The sequence below is a fragment of the Pseudomonas graminis genome, from assembly GCF_900111735.1.
Classification (GTDB): domain Bacteria; phylum Pseudomonadota; class Gammaproteobacteria; order Pseudomonadales; family Pseudomonadaceae; genus Aquipseudomonas; species Aquipseudomonas graminis.
In genome coordinates, this window is the sequence record NZ_FOHW01000007.1 from 91344 (window position 1) to 107961 (window position 16618).

General features: G+C 60.4%; 15 protein-coding genes. 10 read left to right on the forward strand and 5 right to left on the reverse strand.

Features of this window, described 5'->3' with window-relative positions; translation table 11 throughout:
* Positions 1 to 81: 81 nt before the first annotated feature.
* On the reverse strand, positions 82 to 816 hold the full coding sequence (locus tag BMY98_RS07590) for a ComF family protein (protein ID WP_074886864.1): 735 nt from the start codon (positions 814 to 816) through the stop codon (positions 82 to 84).
* Positions 817 to 926: 110 nt separating this feature from the next.
* Here BMY98_RS07590 and bioB point away from each other — a divergent pair, with 110 nt between their 5' ends.
* From bioB to BMY98_RS07640, 10 genes are all read left to right on the forward strand, one after another.
* A complete protein-coding gene (gene bioB, locus BMY98_RS07595; RefSeq protein WP_074886867.1) occupies positions 927 to 1982 on the forward strand; it encodes a biotin synthase BioB in 1056 nt (351 codons plus the stop codon).
* A 30-nt stretch (positions 1983 to 2012) separates the two neighbouring features.
* A complete protein-coding gene (bioF, locus tag BMY98_RS07600) occupies positions 2013 to 3203 on the forward strand; it encodes an 8-amino-7-oxononanoate synthase (RefSeq protein ID WP_074886870.1) in 1191 nt (396 codons plus the stop codon).
* Entirely contained in the window at positions 3196 to 3927 is a 732-nt protein-coding gene (locus BMY98_RS07605; RefSeq protein ID WP_074886875.1) for an alpha/beta fold hydrolase, read from the forward strand. The genes bioF and BMY98_RS07605 overlap by 8 nt, the downstream gene beginning before the upstream one ends.
* Complete coding sequence (gene bioC, locus BMY98_RS07610; protein ID WP_083398742.1) at positions 3920 to 4768, forward strand: malonyl-ACP O-methyltransferase BioC; 849 nt, start codon at positions 3920 to 3922, stop codon at positions 4766 to 4768. The genes BMY98_RS07605 and bioC overlap by 8 nt, the downstream gene beginning before the upstream one ends.
* Before the next feature lie 87 nt (positions 4769 to 4855).
* Positions 4856 to 5536 (forward strand): dethiobiotin synthase, encoded by a 681-nt coding sequence (gene bioD, locus BMY98_RS07615; protein WP_074886878.1) that lies wholly within the window; start codon positions 4856 to 4858, stop codon positions 5534 to 5536.
* A 124-nt stretch (positions 5537 to 5660) separates the two neighbouring features.
* Positions 5661 to 5957 (forward strand): pyrroloquinoline quinone biosynthesis protein PqqE, encoded by a 297-nt coding sequence (locus BMY98_RS07620; protein WP_074886881.1) that lies wholly within the window; start codon positions 5661 to 5663, stop codon positions 5955 to 5957.
* Positions 5958 to 6306: 349 nt separating this feature from the next.
* Positions 6307 to 8112, forward strand: coding sequence for a phenylacyl-CoA dehydrogenase (locus BMY98_RS07625; RefSeq protein ID WP_074886885.1), 1806 nt, complete (start codon positions 6307 to 6309; stop codon positions 8110 to 8112).
* Positions 8113 to 8290: 178 nt separating this feature from the next.
* A complete protein-coding gene (locus BMY98_RS07630; protein WP_074886888.1) occupies positions 8291 to 9586 on the forward strand; it encodes a GGDEF domain-containing protein in 1296 nt (431 codons plus the stop codon).
* A gap of 223 nt (positions 9587 to 9809) precedes the next feature.
* Entirely contained in the window at positions 9810 to 11588 is a 1779-nt protein-coding gene (locus BMY98_RS07635) for an acyl-CoA dehydrogenase C-terminal domain-containing protein (protein WP_074886891.1), read from the forward strand.
* Positions 11589 to 11960: 372 nt separating this feature from the next.
* On the forward strand, positions 11961 to 12122 hold the full coding sequence (locus BMY98_RS07640) for a YqaE/Pmp3 family membrane protein (RefSeq protein ID WP_037019089.1): 162 nt from the start codon (positions 11961 to 11963) through the stop codon (positions 12120 to 12122).
* 492 nt (positions 12123 to 12614) lie between these two features.
* Here the strand turns inward: BMY98_RS07640 and BMY98_RS07645 are convergent, their stop codons facing one another.
* The 4 genes from BMY98_RS07645 to pqqC are packed head-to-tail and all read right to left on the reverse strand — an operon-like array spanning position 12615 to position 16593.
* Positions 12615 to 14441, reverse strand: a complete 1827-nt coding sequence (locus BMY98_RS07645) for a S9 family peptidase (RefSeq protein ID WP_074886894.1) — start codon at positions 14439 to 14441, stop codon at positions 12615 to 12617.
* On the reverse strand, positions 14407 to 15621 hold the full coding sequence (gene pqqE / locus BMY98_RS07650) for a pyrroloquinoline quinone biosynthesis protein PqqE (RefSeq protein ID WP_175514150.1): 1215 nt from the start codon (positions 15619 to 15621) through the stop codon (positions 14407 to 14409). The genes BMY98_RS07645 and pqqE overlap by 35 nt, the downstream gene beginning before the upstream one ends.
* Entirely contained in the window at positions 15566 to 15841 is a 276-nt protein-coding gene (gene pqqD, locus BMY98_RS07655; RefSeq protein ID WP_074886899.1) for a pyrroloquinoline quinone biosynthesis peptide chaperone PqqD, read from the reverse strand. Before pqqD ends, pqqE begins: the two co-directional genes overlap by 56 nt.
* The gene (gene pqqC, locus BMY98_RS07660; RefSeq protein ID WP_074886902.1) at positions 15838 to 16593 is read right to left on the reverse strand and encodes a pyrroloquinoline-quinone synthase PqqC; all 756 of its coding nucleotides are present in this window, start codon (positions 16591 to 16593) and stop codon (positions 15838 to 15840) included. Before pqqC ends, pqqD begins: the two co-directional genes overlap by 4 nt.
* Positions 16594 to 16618: the final 25 nt, after the last annotated feature.

The following is a 16618-nucleotide window of genomic DNA, read 5'->3' on the forward strand; positions in this document are numbered from 1 at the left end:
TGCACTGGAAGTGATGACGCCGGAGTGTAAGCCAAAACGCCTGACACCCAAATGCTGTGGACTTCTTAATCTCTCGGCCGCTTAGTCCCCAGGCTTCGGCGTTCTTGCCAGGCAGTACACGTCCACCGATTGAGCGCCGGCCTTGAGCAACAGTTCTGCCAGTGCGTTGGCCGTCGATCCGGTGGTCAGTACGTCATCAATCAGTGCGAGGTGCTTGCCGAAAATCAGCGTGGCGTCCTTCAGTGCAAAGGCGGACGCCAGATTGCGCTTTCTGGCTTTCGCATCCAGGCCCTGTTGCGAGGGAGTTTCTTTCACGCGGCGAATCACGCGTTCATCGACAGGCAGTCCCAGTCGAGCGCCGAGCCAGTTCGCCAACATCGCTGCCTGATTGAAGCCCCGCTGGCGCAACCGCTTTTTGGCAAGGGGCACCGGAATGAGAAAGTCGGGCCGGCGCAGGCCGTCATTGAAGCGATGATGCAGCGTCTCGCTCAACAGCTCCGCCAGCAGCCGGCCGAACGGCCATTTTCCCTGATGCTTGAAGCGTGTGACCAGCGCGTCGATCGGGAAGTCGTAAAGCCACGGAGCGATAACGTCATTGAAGGCGGGAGGGTGGCGATTGCAGGCGCCGCAGGTGAGGCCGGACATCGGCATGGGCAGTGCGCAACGCTCGCACTGGTCAATCAGCCAGGGGAGTTCGCGTTCACAGGGCATGCAGATCGGGGTGCTTGAATCCGTTGATTCATCGCACAACAAACACGTCTGTACGTTTTCTAACCAGATGTAAACCTCATGCCCGTTATATGGTTGACAGCGCATGTCGCTTCCTTAAATATGCCGAACATCCGTGTTGCGCCTGTGGGCTTTCCGGTTTTGCCGCTGGGCGAAGCCGCCCGGGTCATCGTCCAGAAAACATCAAGGAGCCGCCCATGAGCGCCAGCATCAATGCCAACCTGCGTCACGACTGGAATCTAGCCGAGGTCAAGGCGCTGTTCACACAGCCATTCAATGACCTGCTGTTTCAGGCGCAAACCGTGCACCGCGCTCATTTCGATGCCAACCGCGTGCAAGTCTCGACCCTGCTGTCGATCAAAACAGGCGCCTGCCCGGAAGACTGCAAGTACTGCCCGCAATCGGGCCACTACAACACCGGTCTGGAAAAAGAAAAGCTGATGCAGGTCCAGCAAGTGCTGGAAGAAGCCGCACGCGCCAAGGCCATTGGTTCGACCCGTTTCTGCATGGGCGCGGCGTGGAAGCACCCGTCGGCCAAAGACATGCCCTACGTGCTGGAGATGGTCAAAGGCGTCAAGGCCATGGGCCTGGAAACCTGCATGACCCTCGGCAAGCTGGATCAGGACCAGACCCAGGCGCTGGCCGACGCTGGCCTCGATTACTACAACCACAACCTCGACACGTCGCCGGACTTCTACACCAGCATCATCACCACCCGCACCTACAGCGATCGCCTGCAGACGTTGGCGTACGTGCGTGATTCAGGCATGAAGATCTGCTCCGGCGGCATCCTGGGCATGGGTGAATCCCTCGACGACCGCGCCAATCTGCTGATCCAGCTCGCCAACCTGCCGGAGCATCCGGAATCCGTGCCAATCAACATGCTGGTGAAAGTCGCCGGCACGCCGCTGGAAAACGCCGAGGATATCGATCCGTTCGATTTCATCCGGATGCTGGCCGTCGCGCGCATCCTGATGCCGCAATCCCACGTCCGCCTGTCCGCCGGTCGCGAAGCCATGAACGACCAGATGCAGGCCCTGGCGTTTTTCGCCGGCGCCAACTCCATCTTCTACGGCGACAAGCTGCTGACCACCGCCAACCCGCAGTCCGACAAAGACATGCAGCTGTTCTCGCGTCTGGGCATTCAGCCAGAAGCGCGCGAAGAGCACTCGGACGAGGTGCATCAGGCAGCCATCGAACAAGCCTTGATCGAGCAGAAAAGCAGCGAGCTGTTTTACGACGCGGCTGTTTGAGCCCCCATAGTGGCTTGACCCGAGGCCTGCATGTCCTTTGATCTGAACGCACGTCTCGCTGCCCGTCGTGCCGAGCACCTTTATCGTCAGCGGCCCCTGCTGGAAAGCCCGCAGGGCCCTGAAGTGATTGTCGACGGCAAGCCGCTGCTGGCGTTCTGCAACAACGATTACATGGGGCTCGCGAGTCATCCCGAGGTCATCGCGGCGTGGCAAGCCGGCGCCGAACGTTGGGGCGTCGGCGGTGGTGCCTCGCATTTGGTGATTGGCCACAGCACGCCCCATCACGCCCTCGAAGAAGCACTCGCCGAGTTCACCGGGCGGCCCCGCGCGCTGTTGTTTTCCAACGGCTACATGGCCAACCTCGGCACGGTCACAGCGTTGGTGGGGCAGGGCGACACGGTGCTGGAAGATCGCCTCAATCATGCTTCGTTGCTCGACGCCGGCCTGCTCAGCGGCGCGCGTTTTTCCCGGTACCTGCACAACGATTGCGACAGCCTCGCCAGCCGGTTGGACAAAGCGGTCGGTGACACCCTGGTGGTGACCGACGGCGTGTTCAGCATGGACGGCGATGTCGCTGATCTACCCGCGCTGGCCAAGGCGGCGAAAGCCAAAAACGCATGGCTGATGGTCGACGATGCCCACGGTTTCGGCCCGCTGGGGGCGAATGGTGCAGGCATCGTCGAGCACTTCGGCCTCGGCATCGATGACGTCCCGGTGCTGATCGGCACCCTGGGTAAGTCCTTCGGTACAGCGGGCGCATTTGTTGCGGGCAGCGATGAGCTGATCGAAACGCTGATCCAGTTCGCCCGCCCCTACATCTACACCACCAGCCAGCCGCCGGCGCTGGCCTGCGCGACGCTGAAAAGCCTCGAACTGCTGCGCACCGAACACTGGCGACGGGAGCACCTGACGGCACTCATCAAACAGTTCCGCGCCGGCGCTCAAGCCCTCGGCCTGGAACTGATGGACAGTTTCACGCCTATCCAGCCGATCCTGATCGGCGACAGCGGGCGCGCGTTGCGGCTCTCGCAATTGCTGCGAGAACGCGGCGTGATGGTCACCGCCATTCGGCCGCCGACGGTGCCTGCGGGCAGCGCGCGTTTACGCGTGACATTGTCCGCCGCCCACAGCGAGGCGCAGGTGCAGCTATTGTTGCAGGCACTGGAGCAGTGTTATCCGCTGCTGGGCGTAGACGAATCTTCGGAGCTGGACCATGCGTGATCAGTTGATCCTTTTGCCGGGCTGGGGCCTTGGTGTTTCTCCTCTTGAACCGCTGGCCGCAGCGCTGCGAGGGCTCGACGAACATTTGCGGGTCGTGATCGAGCCGTTGCCGGACATGGACACCGACAACCTCGACGACTGGCTCGATGAGCTGGATTCGACATTGCCCGACAACGTCTGGCTGGGCGGCTGGTCGCTGGGCGGCATGCTGGCTGCCGAACTGGCTGCGCGCAGGGGCGAGCGCTGCTGCGGACTGGCGACGTTCGCCAGCAACGTCTGCTTCGTGGCCCGCAGCGAGTGGCCCAACGCGATGCCACAGACGGATTTCGACGCGTTCATTGCCGGTTGCAAAGCCGATCCGGACGCCACGCTCAAGCGCTTCAGTCTGTTGTGCGTACAAGGTGCCGAGGAGCCGCGGGCGCTGTCGAGACAGCTCAAAGCCTGCGCACCCCACGGCACCAGCGCCGGCTTGATCGAAGGCCTGAAGCTACTTGAGCAAATGGACACGCGCAAAGCGCTGCAAGCGTTTCGCGGCCCGCAACTGCATCTGTTTGGCGGTCTTGATGCGTTGGTACCGGCAGAGGCGTCGGCGGACCTGCTTACGCTCCAGCCTGATATCGAAGTGGGCGTGATTGAGCAGGCCAGTCACGCCTTTATTCTGGAAAACCCGCACGGCGTCGCCGCTGCAGTTCATGCGTTTTTACACGAGTCCGGTGATGACTGATCTTTCCCACTGCGCGGTGCTGAAGGCCGTGAAACAGCAACAGGCATCCGGGCAACACACCCTGCCTGACAAGCGTCAGGTGGCGGCGTCCTTCTCGAAGGCCGCGGCGAGTTACGACAGCGTGGCCGACTTGCAGCGCGCCGTCGGCACCGAGCTGATGACGCGACTGCCAGCCTTGGCACCTTCCCGCTGGTTGGACCTGGGCAGCGGCACCGGTTGCTTCAGTCGCGCGCTGACGCAGACGTTTCCTGAGAGCGAAGGCATTGCGCTCGACATCGCCGAAGGCATGCTGCGTTATGCACGCCCGTTAGGGGGCGCCACTCATTACGTGTCAGGCGACGCGGAGCATCTTCCGCTGCGCGACGCGAGCGTCGATCTAATGTTCTCCAGCCTGGCGGTGCAATGGTGCCCGGATTTTTCCGCGGTGCTGAGCGAAGCGCGTCGTGTGCTGAAACCGGGCGGCGTGTTTGCGTTTGCCAGCCTCTGCGTCGGAACTCTGTTTGAATTGCGCGACAGCTGGCAGGCAGTGGATGGGATGGTCCACGTCAACCGCTTCCGCGAGTTCGAGGCGTATCAACGCCTCTGCGCTGTCAGCGGTTTAAATATGCTTAGCCTCAAAGTGCTGCCTCATGTGCTGCACTATCCCGACGTGCGCAGCCTGACCCATGAACTCAAGGCGCTCGGCGCGCACAATATCAATCCGGGTCGACCCGGCGGTCTGACCGGGCGTGCCAGGATTCAGGCCTTGATAGAGGCATACGAAAGGTTTCGTCAGGACGAAGGCCTGCCGGCCACGTATCAGGTGGTGTACGCCATCCTCGTGAAGCCTGACATTGATTAAAGAATGATCTATTTAGTCAGCGCCCGTCACACGGACGCTATAGTAAGCAGGCAATAGTTTGAAATTTCTCAATGGATGGTCGCCACGATGAGCGCTGCGTATTTCATCACGGGAACCGATACCGACGTCGGCAAGACCACTATAGCCACGGGGCTTCTGTACGCGGCGCGGCAGTCGGGGTTGAGCACGGCGGCGGGTAAGCCGGTGGCTTCCGGTTGCGATGTAAAACCCAAGGGGCTGCGTAACTCGGATGCCGTCGCCTTGCGCGCCGAATGTTCGATTCAGCTGACTTACAACGAGGTCAATCCGGTGGCCTTCGAGCCGGCGATCGCACCCCATCTGGCCGCGCGGGAAGCGGGAGTCGCCCTGACCGTGCAGTCCCTGCTCGGGCCGATGCAGCACATCCTCGACAAGCAGGCTGACTTCACGCTGATCGAAGGTGCCGGCGGCTGGCGCGTTCCCTTGGCCGATCAGGCCAATCTGTCCGATCTGGCTATCGCGCTGAAGTTGCCGGTGATTCTGGTGGTGGGCGTGCGCCTGGGCTGTATCAGCCATGCGTTGCTGTCAGCCGAAGCGATCGCTAACGACGGTCTGCAACTGGCGGGCTGGGTAGCGAATATCATCGATCCCAAAACGTCACGGCTTGAAGAAAACCTTGCCACGCTTGCAGAGCGTCTGCCGGCGCCGTGCCTGGGTCGAGTGCCGTTCATGAAGAAGGCGACGGCGGAAATGATTGCCGAGCATCTGCATCTTGAGTTGCTGGATTAACCGTTAGGGCGTCGCCGAGTGTGAGGCACGTCACAAGGCGCAATGCCACTAGTCGCATGGCAGAGTAATCCGCGCGCTTTGCTGCTTTAATCACGCTGTTCGCTATGAACAGAGGATCGTGCTCATGCAAATCTCGCTGAATAACACGCTGTACCCGGGCCTCAGCGCCATGCAGGTCGGGCAGAACCGTGTCGATCAGGCTGCGACGCAACTGGCCAGTCCCGCCACTGAGGTGTCTGGACGCAGTCAGTCTTCGGATTTCCAGCTTGAGCGCCTTCGCTCTGTGGATCGTCCGCAACGTTCCGACCTGGCCACCAATGTGGTGGAACTGACCCAAGGCCGGATTCAAGTCCAGGCTGGCGTCAAAGTCGAAAAAGCCAGCGATGAAATGCTCGGCACGCTGATCGACACCTTCGCCTGATCCTCCTTCGCTTCGTGCGCTGCGGCGCACGTCGCTGGATGCTGCCCCTCTCCTGAATAACCCCTCATTCACGTGCTCGTCCTCAGGGCGCTGCGACCTGCTTTTTCCCAACGCTCTCTAGACTCAACGCACTGTTCTGAACTGCCTGGCGTCGTATACCCACGTCCGCACGTTGCCCTCATCAGGTGATGAAAGGTGCAGGGGGTCGCTTGACAAGGTATAGGCGTAAACGTATGTTTCAAACACCTGTTTGATCGTCGCGTGATCCCAAACGTCGGCGCGGGGGCAACGCCCCACAGTGACCACACGGTCATCCAATTCCAGGATTCACCAGCAGAGGTTTATCGCTATGCCTGACTACAAGGCCCCCTTGCGTGATATTCGCTTCGTCCGTGACGAGCTGCTCGGCTACGAAGCGCACTATCAGAGTCTGCCAGCATGCCAGGACGCCACGCCTGACATGGTTGACGCCATTCTCGAGGAAGGCGCCAAGTTTTGTGAGCAGGTCCTGGCCCCGCTGAACCGTGTGGGTGACACCGAAGGCTGCACCTGGAGCGAGTCCGGCGTAAAAACGCCGACCGGTTTCAAGGAAGCCTACAAACAGTTCGTTGAAGGCGGCTGGCCGAGCCTGGCCCACGACGTCGCCCATGGCGGCCAGGGTCTGCCCGAGTCGCTGGGTCTGGCGGTCAGTGAAATGGTCGGCGAAGCCAACTGGTCGTGGGGCATGTACCCGGGCCTGTCCCATGGCGCGATGAACACCATCTCCGAGCACGGCACCCCTGAACAGCAGGACGCCTACCTGACCAAACTGGTTTCGGGTGAGTGGACCGGCACCATGTGCCTGACCGAACCTCACTGCGGCACCGACCTGGGCATGCTGCGCACCAAGGCCGAGCCTCAGGCTGACGGATCGTACAAAGTGTCCGGCACCAAGATTTTCATTTCCGCTGGCGAACACGACATGGCCGATAACATCGTCCACATCGTGCTGGCCCGCCTGCCCGACGCGCCTGCCGGCACCAAAGGCATTTCGCTGTTCATCGTGCCGAAATTCGTGCCGGCCGCTGATGGCAGCGTCGGCGAGCGCAACGCTGTGAATTGCGGTTCGCTGGAACACAAGATGGGCATTCATGGCAACGCCACCTGCGTGATGAACTTCGACGGCGCCACCGGTTTCCTGATCGGCCCGGCGAACAAGGGCCTGAACTGCATGTTCACGTTCATGAACACCGCGCGTCTGGGAACGGCGCTGCAAGGTCTGGCCCACGCCGAGATCGGTTTCCAGGGCGGCCTGAAATACGCCCGTGAGCGTCTGCAGATGCGTTCGCTGACTGGACCCAAAGCGCCAGAGAAAGCCGCTGACCCGATCATCGTTCACCCGGACGTACGTCGCATGCTGCTGACCATGAAGGCCTTCGCCGAGGGCACCCGTGCGATGGTGTACTTCACCGCCAAGCAGGTCGACATCGCCAAGTACAGCGACGACGCCGAAGCCAAGAAGCAAGCCGATGCACTGCTGGCGTTCATGACGCCGATCGCCAAGGCGTTCATGACCGAAGTCGGTTTCGAATCCGCCAACCACGGCGTTCAGGTCTATGGCGGCCACGGCTTCATCGCCGAGTGGGGCATGGAGCAGAACGTTCGCGACGCCCGTATTGCCATGCTGTACGAAGGCACCACGGGTATTCAGGCACTCGACCTGCTGGGTCGTAAAGTGCTGATGACTCAAGGCGAGGCGCTCAAAGGCTTTACCAAGATCGTCCACAAGTTCTGCCAGTCCCAGGAAGGCAACGAAGCGATCAGCGAATTCGTGACGCCGCTCGCTGCGCTGAACAAAGAATGGGGCGAACTGACCATGAAGGTCGGCATGGCGGCCATGAAAGACCGTGAAGAAGTAGGTGCCGCCTCGGTGGATTACCTGATGTATTCCGGTTATGCGTGCCTTGCGTACTTCTGGGCTGACATGGCCCGTGTTGCGGCCGAGAAACTGGCAGCCGGCACCAGCGAAGAAGCCTTCTACACCGCCAAGCTGCAGACGGCGCGCTTCTACTTCCAGCGCATCCTGCCGCGCACCCGTACTCACGTGGCAACCATGCTGTCGGGCGCGAGCAACCTGATGGACATGAACGAAGAGCACTTCGGCCTCGCTTACTGAGCCACCCGAAGGGTTTTCCTCAAAGCCGCTTGTCCTCCGGGACAAGCGGCTTTTTTGTGCCTGACCGATTTTGCCTCAAGGCCAGGCACATTCTTCCTCATCCTATGCAGGACGCGGCCGATACAGGCACAATGCCATTTAATCAGCACTCACTTCATCCGGTGAGGAGATAGCCCTTTTGCTGCGCCCTTCTGCCGCACGGCTCAGTCATTTTTTACCCTCTCTGGCCTTGCTGATTGCCGGACTGGCGGCTGCGTACGTGAAAGACCTCAACGTCTTCTTTACCTCACTCTTCAACGTACTGCCCACTCTGGTGCTGTTGCTGGGCGGTGCGTATTGCGGTGTGTACAAGCGACAGCGTGAGCTGTTCCTGATGATCACTGTGTACATCGCCTATTTCCTGCTCGACACACAGACCGACTACTACCGCGATAACGGAAAAGTCCGAGAGGATGCCGCCGTGGTGTTCCACCTGTGTTGCCTCTTGCTGCCAGTCCTGTTCGGGCTGTACGCGGCGTGGGAAGAGCGGACCCATCTGTTTCAGGACCTGGTTGCACGGTTGGCCGTTCTGGTGGCAGTCGGCAGCGTCGCGCTGGGTCTCGAACAGAGCTTTCCCGCCGGGCTGCTGGCCTGGCTCGCCGACATCCGCTGGCCGGCGTTGCACGGGGAATGGATGAGCCTGATCCAGCTGTCCTACGTGACGTTTTTCATCGCTTTTGCCGCGTTGATCACCCAGTACCTCTATAAGCCGCGGCCGCTGCATGCGGCGCAATTGGTGGGGCTGCTCGGAATGTTCTGGGCCTTACCGAAAACCTTCATCCTGCCGTTCACCCTGAACATCATGTGCAGCCAGGTGATGTTGATGATTGCGGCGGCAGTCGCCCACGAGGCCTATCAAATGGCCTTCCGTGACGAACTGACCGGGCTGCCAGGTCGACGTGCGCTGAATGAGCGGATGCAGCGACTGGGCCGCAATTATGTGCTGGCGATGAGCGACGTCGATCATTTCAAGAAATTCAACGACACCCATGGCCACGATGTTGGCGACCAGGTGCTGCGTCTGGTGGCGAGCAAGCTGTCGAAGATCACCAATGGCGGCGGGCGCGCCTATCGCTATGGCGGTGAAGAGTTCGCCATCGTGTTTGCCGGCAAGACCCTCGAAGAGTGCATGCCGCATCTTGAGGTCATTCGCGAAACCATCGCCAGTTATCAGATTCACCTGCGCAATCAGGATAATCGTCCAAACGATGACTTGCAGGGGCGCCAGCGCCGGGCGGGCTCTCAGGCATCAACGGTGTCGGTGACCGTGAGCATCGGCGTGGCCGAGCGTCTGCCGGAGCACCGCAATCCGGAAGAAGTCCTTAAATCCGCCGATCAGGCGCTGTATGCCGCCAAAGGCGCCGGGCGTAACTGCGTCATCAGTCACTTGCAGACCAGCAAGCGTGGCGCTGTGCGGATGGCCGCTGCCGGCTAAAACGTACTCTTTTCATTCTGTAAGCAAGCGCACTCGGAGTCGTGGGAGGGCATTGGTCTGACTGTTGCTCGGTTGTGACCAGATAACTATTCATAGTCACGTGTTGACCCTATGTGTCGCAAATGGTGTTGCTGTACACTCGTTTCACTGATATCCCAGCGCCGCATTGTCACTGCAGCGTTGCTCTTCCCTTGAGTTCTCTGCCGCTGAAACGAGGTTTGCCATGGCTGACTACAAAGCGCCCCTGCGCGATATGCGCTTCGTCCTCAATGAAGTGTTCGAAGTCTCCCGACTTTGGGCCACGCTGCCCGAATTGTCCGAAACCGTGGACGCCGAGACCGTCGAGGCGATTCTCGAAGAGGCGGGCAAAGTCACTGGCAGATCCGTTGCACCCCTGAGCCGCGCGGCAGATGAAGAAGGCTGCCACTGGAAAGACACCGTTGTTACCACCCCGGCAGGCTTCGTTCAGGCCTACAAAACGTACGCTGAAGGTGGTTGGGTTGGCGTCGGCGGTAACCCGGAATTCGGCGGCATGGGCATGCCCAAGGCGGTGTCTGCTCAGGTCGAAGAGATGGTCAATTCCGCAAGTCTGGCATTCGGGCTGTACCCGATGCTGACGTCCGGCGCCTGCGTTTCGATCAACAACCACGCCAGTGAAGCGTTGAAGACCAAATACCTGCCGAACATGTACGCCGGGGTATGGGCCGGTTCGATGTGCCTGACCGAAGCCCACGCAGGCACCGACCTGGGGATTATCCGCACGAAAGCGGAGCTCCAGACCGACGGGTCCTACAAGATCAGCGGCACGAAAATCTTCATCACCGGCGGCGAACACGACCTCACCGAGAACATCATCCATCTCGTATTGGCCAAGCTGCCTGACGCACCGGCAGGCCCGAAGGGCATTTCGCTGTTCCTCGTGCCGAAGATCATGGTCAATGACGATGGCAGTCTCGGTGAGCGCAACACGGTGTTCTGCGGGTCCATCGAACACAAGATGGGCATTCAGGCCTCGGCCACCTGCGTGATGAATTTCGATCAGGCCGCAGGCTATCTGATCGGCGAGCCTAATAAAGGCCTCGCGGCGATGTTCACCATGATGAATTACGAGCGTCTGGGCGTCGGCATTCAGGGCCTGGCGTCCGGCGAGCGTTCGTATCAGAACGCGATCGAGTACGCCCGAGACCGACTGCAAAGCCGGGCTCCGACGGGCGCGCAGTCCAAAGACACCATCGCTGACCCGATCATCGTTCACCCCGATGTGCGTCGCATGCTGCTGACCATGAAGGCGCTGAACGAAGGCGGTCGTGCGTTCTCCACGTACGTGGCGATGCAACTGGACACCGCCAAGTACAGCGAAGACGCCAACGTACGTCAGCGCGCCGATGCGTTGGTGGCGCTGCTGACGCCCGTTGCCAAGGCCTTCCTCACCGACATGGGCCTGGATACCACCGTGCACGGTCAGCAGGTGTTCGGCGGTCACGGCTACATTCGCGAGTGGGGTCAGGAGCAACTGGTGCGTGATGTGCGCATCACTCAGATCTACGAAGGGACCAACGGCATTCAGGCACTGGACCTGATGGGCCGGAAGGTCGTCGCCAGTGGTGGGGCTTACTACAAGCTGTTCTCCGACGAAATCCATCAATTCATCGCTTCGTCTGACAGCTCGCAGGCAGAATTCACCAAGCCGTTGGTTGCAGCCCTGACCACACTGGACGAATTGACCGACTGGGTACTGGATCGGGCTCGCAGCAACCCGAATGAAATCGGTGCTGCGTCCGTCGAGTATCTGCATGCATTCGGGTACACGGCGTATGCCTACATGTGGGCGATGATGGCAAAAGCCGCATCGGGCAAAGAGGCTCAGGAAGATTTCTACGCCAGCAAGCTCGGCACTGCGCGTTTCTACTTCGCCCGTTTGCTACCGCGCATTCAGTCACTTTCGGCCTCGGTCAAGGCGGGCAGCGAGTCGCTGTACCTGTTGGAGGCGTCACAGTTCTGACACTGGGAAATGCATGTAAGCATTTGCTTACATGACGTGATGGCAATCGGCTCTATCGCTTCAGTGGATCCAAGTTTAATCTACTCACATGGACGTAGCGCAGGACGCGCAACAGATAACAGGGACACGTAAGGGATTGCCTGCCAGGATGGCGGGAAGAAATGGAAGTCATGGGAAACAGTCTGGAAAACCTCGCTTAGGCGGGGTTTTCTTTTTTCTGCATTCCGGAAAAGTGCAACGCCGTCGGCCGTTTCGCTTTATGCAGATGCGGGAAGGCAATGGCGTGATGACAGGCGCTGCGGAACCCCTGTAACGGCCTAGGGTCGATTAGCTGTGCGGCCCCCATTGGGCCATTGATCAGGAGCTCCACCCATGGACATCATTCGCATCATCATCGCCATCCTGCTGCCACCCCTGGGCGTGTTCCTGCAAGTCGGCTTCGCCGGTGCCTTTTGGCTGAACATCCTGCTGACCCTGCTGGGCTACATCCCGGGGATCATCCATGCGATCTACATCATTGTCAGTCGCAAGTAACCTGATCCGTTAAACACCGCGCTTCCTGTCTCAGGTCACCTGACATAGAGTCCGACGTCGGACTTTATGATCGGGAAGATCAGGGATGGACGTTGTTTTGGGATTACTCGCCGCTCTGTTCTGGGGCGGCACAGATTTTCTGGTAGGGCTCAACGCCCTCCTCCGACTTGTAGGACCGGCTTTAGCCGGGAAGGCTTCAATCGCCACACCGCAAATTGATCGTTGCATCCACCGACCTCTTCCCGGCTGAAGCCGGTCCTACCAGGCGACTGCGTACACCTGTGAAACTGGCGATGCCCCACAGAAATGTGGCGTGTATCGCAATACCCCGTGGGAGCGAGCTTGCTCGCGAAGGGGCCAGGACTTTTTGAAGGGGACTGATTTATTTACAACGCTTCACCGTAAATTAATCTGTCCCCTTGACAGCCCATCTGGCCAATTCCCGGCTAAAGCCCGTCCTACCGGAATCCGCGCGACCTGGATAACCTCAAATCACCCATCAATCACCTTCCGGTAAAACGCCCATTCGGTTTCCAGTGCATGGGCCAGGTTGGCGGCTTTGCGGAAGCCGTGGCGTTCGTCAGGGTAGAAATGCCCTTCCGCCGGGATGCCGTTTTCCACTAACGCATTGAGCATGTCGCGGGTCTGGGCGGGGACGACCACGGCGTCGAGTTCGCCCTGAAAGAAGATCACCGGGACTTTGATCTGGTCGGCATGCAGCAGCGGCGTGCGCTCACGGTAGCGCGCCATGTCGACGTCGGGGTCACCGATCAGCCAGTCCAGATAATCCGCCTCGAACTTGTGCGTGGCTTCCGCCAGCGCCAGCGGGTCGCTCACTCCGTAAAGGCTTGCCCCTGCGCGGAACACATCCTTGAATGCCAGTGCGCACAGCGTCGTGTAGCCACCTGCACTGCCGCCTCGGATGAACGCATTTGCCGGATTGATCAGGCCCTGATTGCCCAGGTATTCAACCACTGCACAGGCGTCTTCGACATCGACGACGCCCCATTCCAGAAACAGTGCCTGGCGATAGGCGCGGCCATAACCGGTGCTGCCGCGATAGTTGAGGTCAGCGACGGCGAAGCCCCGCTGCGTCCAGAACTGAATGCGCGGGTCCAGCGCGGGGTAACAGGCGGAAGTGGGCCCACCATGGATAAACACCACCAGCGGCGGCTTTTCATCGCCATTCATGGCTGGATAGAAATACCCGTGGGCTTCGCTGGAACCGCTCGGGTAGCGCAAGGTTTGCGGCTGGCTGATGCGCTCGACGGGAAGCGGGCTGACGCCACCGGCCAATACCTGAACGCGCTTGTCAGTGCGGCTGATGGCAATCACCGCAGAGGGGCTGACGGACGAGGCCGCGATGCAATAGATATAGTTCGCGTCAACCGCCAGGCTTCTGAAACGGCTGTAATCGCCGCTGAAATCGTCAACTGAACCCTGCGCCGAGCGAACGCCGAGGAGGCCTTTACCGTCCTCGAACCAGGCGGCGAGGTACGCGCCGTCTTTCAGCGGCGCCCAGGTCGACGCACCCAGCTGCCACGGCGCTGAGGCATGATCGGCAGTGGCGGTGGGCAGTGCTTCAAAGCCATCCAGCGTCTCTACCCACGGCTGCCAGAATCCGGCGCGGTCGGTCAGGGAATACAAGCGGCCCGCCTCATCAAAGCGGGGTTGCTGCAGCGACTCCAGCCCCAGCCCGCCCGCGAGACAGTGCGGCCGGCCCCACGCGAGATCGGCCTGGCGTTCGACGCTCATCAGTCGGGTGGACGTCCACGGCTGGTGGGGCCGCCACCACTCTATCCAGACCAGGCGATTGCCATCCGGGCTGACGGTGGGAGATGCATAGAAATCGGCGCCTTCGGCCAGCACATGGCGGCGGCCGTCGGCGACGTCGATCGCGACCAGCCGATGGGTGTCCTTATCCTCCTCGACCGCCAGAATCTGCCCACGCGCATAGCGGACGTCTCCAAAGAGTTTGTCGCCCTGGGTCAGGGGGTGAGGGGTTTGAGCGTCGAAGGGCTGGAGGTAAATCTGCTGGTCCGCTTCGTTGACGAACACCACGGCCTCGTCAGTCAGGCAGAACGACCCGCCGCCGTATTCATACACCCGGCTGCGCACGCTGAAACCTTCGGGGGTCAGGCAAGCAGTTGCGCCGTGTTGCCAGCGCCAGATGCGTGTGGCGGCATCCTGCGGGCGGAATTCACTCCAGAAAAGCCCCGCAGGGCTGACAGCGAGTTCGGCGAAATCGGTGCCTGCCGCCACAGCCTGGGCGGCAGAAAGGAGGTCAGGACTTGGCGATGAGGAGTGAGTTTCGTTCATTGCGGAAGGCCAGTTGCTCGATGGTCTGGCTAGCATACTCGGCTTCATCACGGGCTTGGGTGATCAAGTGATGCTGCGGTGACTTGCTGCATACTGGGTCGGTGTTGCTCGCGTCGCCGGTGAGCATGAACGCCTGACACCGGCAGCCACCGAAGTCCTTTTCCTTCTCGTCGCAGGAGCGGCAAGGCTCTGGCATCCACTCGTAACCGCGAAAACGATTGAAGCCGAACGACTCATACCAGATGTGCTGCATCGTGTGATCGCGCACGTTGGGAAACTGGATCGGCATCTGCCGCGCGCCATGGCAGGGCAGCGCAGTACCATCCGGCGTCACGGTCAGGAACAGATTGCCCCAGCCATTCATGCACGCTTTTGGGCGCTCTTCGTAGTAATCGGGGGTGACGAAGATCAGCTTCACCGGGTGGTTTTCAGCGGCGAGCTTGACCCGATATTCGTTAGTGATGCGCTCGGCACGCACGAGCTGGTCTTTGGTTGGCAGCAAGCCCACACGATTCAGGTGCGCCCAGCCATAGAACTGACAAGTCGCCAGCTCCACGAAGTCCGCTTCCAGCGCCACGCACAGCTCGATGATCTTGTCGATCCTGTCGATGTTATGCCGGTGGGTCACGAAGTTGAGGACCATCGGATAGCCATGCTTTTTCACGGCGCGGGCCATTTCCAGTTTCTGCGCGAAGGCTTTTTTCGAGCCGGCGAGCATGTTGTTCACTTGCTCGTCGCTGGCCTGGAAACTGATCTGGATGTGGTCCAGCCCGGCTTCCTTGAAGTCGATGATCTTCTGCTCGGTCAGGCCGATGCCGGAGGTGATCAGGTTGGTGTAAAAGCCCAGCCGCCGCGCTTCGGCGATCAGCTCGGCCAGATCCTGACGCACCAGTGGCTCGCCACCCGAAAAGCCGATCTGCGCCGCGCCCATTTGCCGGGCTTCAGCCATGACTTTGAACCACTGCTCAGTGGTCAGCTCTTGGCCCTGCTTGGCGAAATCCAGTGGGTTTGAGCAATACGGGCATTGCAGCGGGCAGCGATACGTCAGTTCGGCAAGTAGCCACAGCGGCAGCCCGACCGGGGGCGTGGGCGGAATGTAGATGTCGGACGGGGTGTTCACTGAGTCAGACAAATTCGATCCAGAGTTCTGCACGGGCGACCTCCATGAATTGCTCGACATCAGTGCCGAGCTCGGAAACGCCGGGGAATTTTTCGTCAAGCAGCGCAATGATCGCGCCGACGCTGCGCTGACCATCGATCAGGCCGCCAATCGCGCTCGCGCTCTCGTTGAGCTTGATCATGCCCTCGGGGTAGAGCAGCACGTGACCGTTTTGCGCGGGCTCGAACTGGAAACGATAACCGCGGCGCCAGTTGGGCACCTGCTCACGATTGAAGCTCATAGGGCGATTCCTTTGTGCCAGACGCGTTGGTCGGTCACGCTGTGATAGGGCGGGCGGTTCAGCTCGTATGCCATGCTCATGGCATCAAGCATGCTCCACAAAATATCGAGTTTGAACTGCAGAATTTCCAGCATGCGCTCCTGGCCTTCCCGCGTGGTGTAGTGCTGCAGCGTGATCGCCAGACCATGCTCGACGTCGCGGCGCGCCTGACCCAGGCGGGTGCGGAAGTATTCGTAGCCGGTCGGGTCGATCCATGGATAGTGCTGCGGCCAGCTGTCCAGACGCGACTGGTGAATCTGCGGCGCGAACAGCTCGGTCAGCGAACTGCTCGCCGCTTCCTGCCAATTGGCGCGACGGGCGAAATTGACGTAGGCATCGACGGCAAATCGTACGCCGGGCAGGACGAGTTCCTGCGAGCGCAACTGGTCAGGATCCAGACCCACCGCTTGACCCAGACGCAGCCAGGCTTCGATGCCGCCGTCTTCACCGGGTGCGCCGTCATGATCCAGCAAGCGCTGAATCCACTCACGGCGAATCTCCCGGTCCGGGCAGTTGGCCAGAATCGCAGCGTCCTTCAGCGGGATATTCACCTGATAGTAAAACCGATTGGCGACCCAGCCCTGAATCTGCTCGCGGGTCGCGCGCCCTTCGTACATCGCCACATGGAAGGGATGATAGATGTGGTAATACGCACCCTTGGCGCGCAGGGCCTGTTCGAATTCAGCGGGGGACAGCGGCGTTGCATCGCTCATGTCGGCACTCTTCCTAACGAATGTG

Coding starts and splice junctions, on each gene's coding strand:
- BMY98_RS07605 (WP_074886875.1), top strand. CDS start 3,196: ATGCGTGATCAGTTGATCCTTTTGCCGGGCTGGGGCCTTGGTGTTTCT.
- BMY98_RS07620 (WP_074886881.1), top strand. CDS start 5,661: ATGCAAATCTCGCTGAATAACACGCTGTACCCGGGCCTCAGCGCCATG.
- BMY98_RS07635 (WP_074886891.1), top strand. CDS start 9,810: ATGGCTGACTACAAAGCGCCCCTGCGCGATATGCGCTTCGTCCTCAAT.
- BMY98_RS07645 (WP_074886894.1), bottom strand. CDS start 14,441: ATGAACGAAACTCACTCCTCATCGCCAAGTCCTGACCTCCTTTCTGCC.
- BMY98_RS07590 (WP_074886864.1), bottom strand. CDS start 816: ATGCGCTGTCAACCATATAACGGGCATGAGGTTTACATCTGGTTAGAA.
- BMY98_RS07625 (WP_074886885.1), top strand. CDS start 6,307: ATGCCTGACTACAAGGCCCCCTTGCGTGATATTCGCTTCGTCCGTGAC.
- pqqC (WP_074886902.1), bottom strand. CDS start 16,593: ATGAGCGATGCAACGCCGCTGTCCCCCGCTGAATTCGAACAGGCCCTG.
- bioF (WP_074886870.1), top strand. CDS start 2,013: ATGTCCTTTGATCTGAACGCACGTCTCGCTGCCCGTCGTGCCGAGCAC.
- bioD (WP_074886878.1), top strand. CDS start 4,856: ATGAGCGCTGCGTATTTCATCACGGGAACCGATACCGACGTCGGCAAG.
- pqqD (WP_074886899.1), bottom strand. CDS start 15,841: ATGAGCTTCAATCGTGAGCAGGTGCCCAACTGGCGCCGCGGTTATCGT.
- bioC (WP_083398742.1), top strand. CDS start 3,920: ATGACTGATCTTTCCCACTGCGCGGTGCTGAAGGCCGTGAAACAGCAA.
- BMY98_RS07640 (WP_037019089.1), top strand. CDS start 11,961: ATGGACATCATTCGCATCATCATCGCCATCCTGCTGCCACCCCTGGGC.
- bioB (WP_074886867.1), top strand. CDS start 927: ATGAGCGCCAGCATCAATGCCAACCTGCGTCACGACTGGAATCTAGCC.
- pqqE (WP_175514150.1), bottom strand. CDS start 15,621: ATGTCGAGCAATTCATGGAGGTCGCCCGTGCAGAACTCTGGATCGAAT.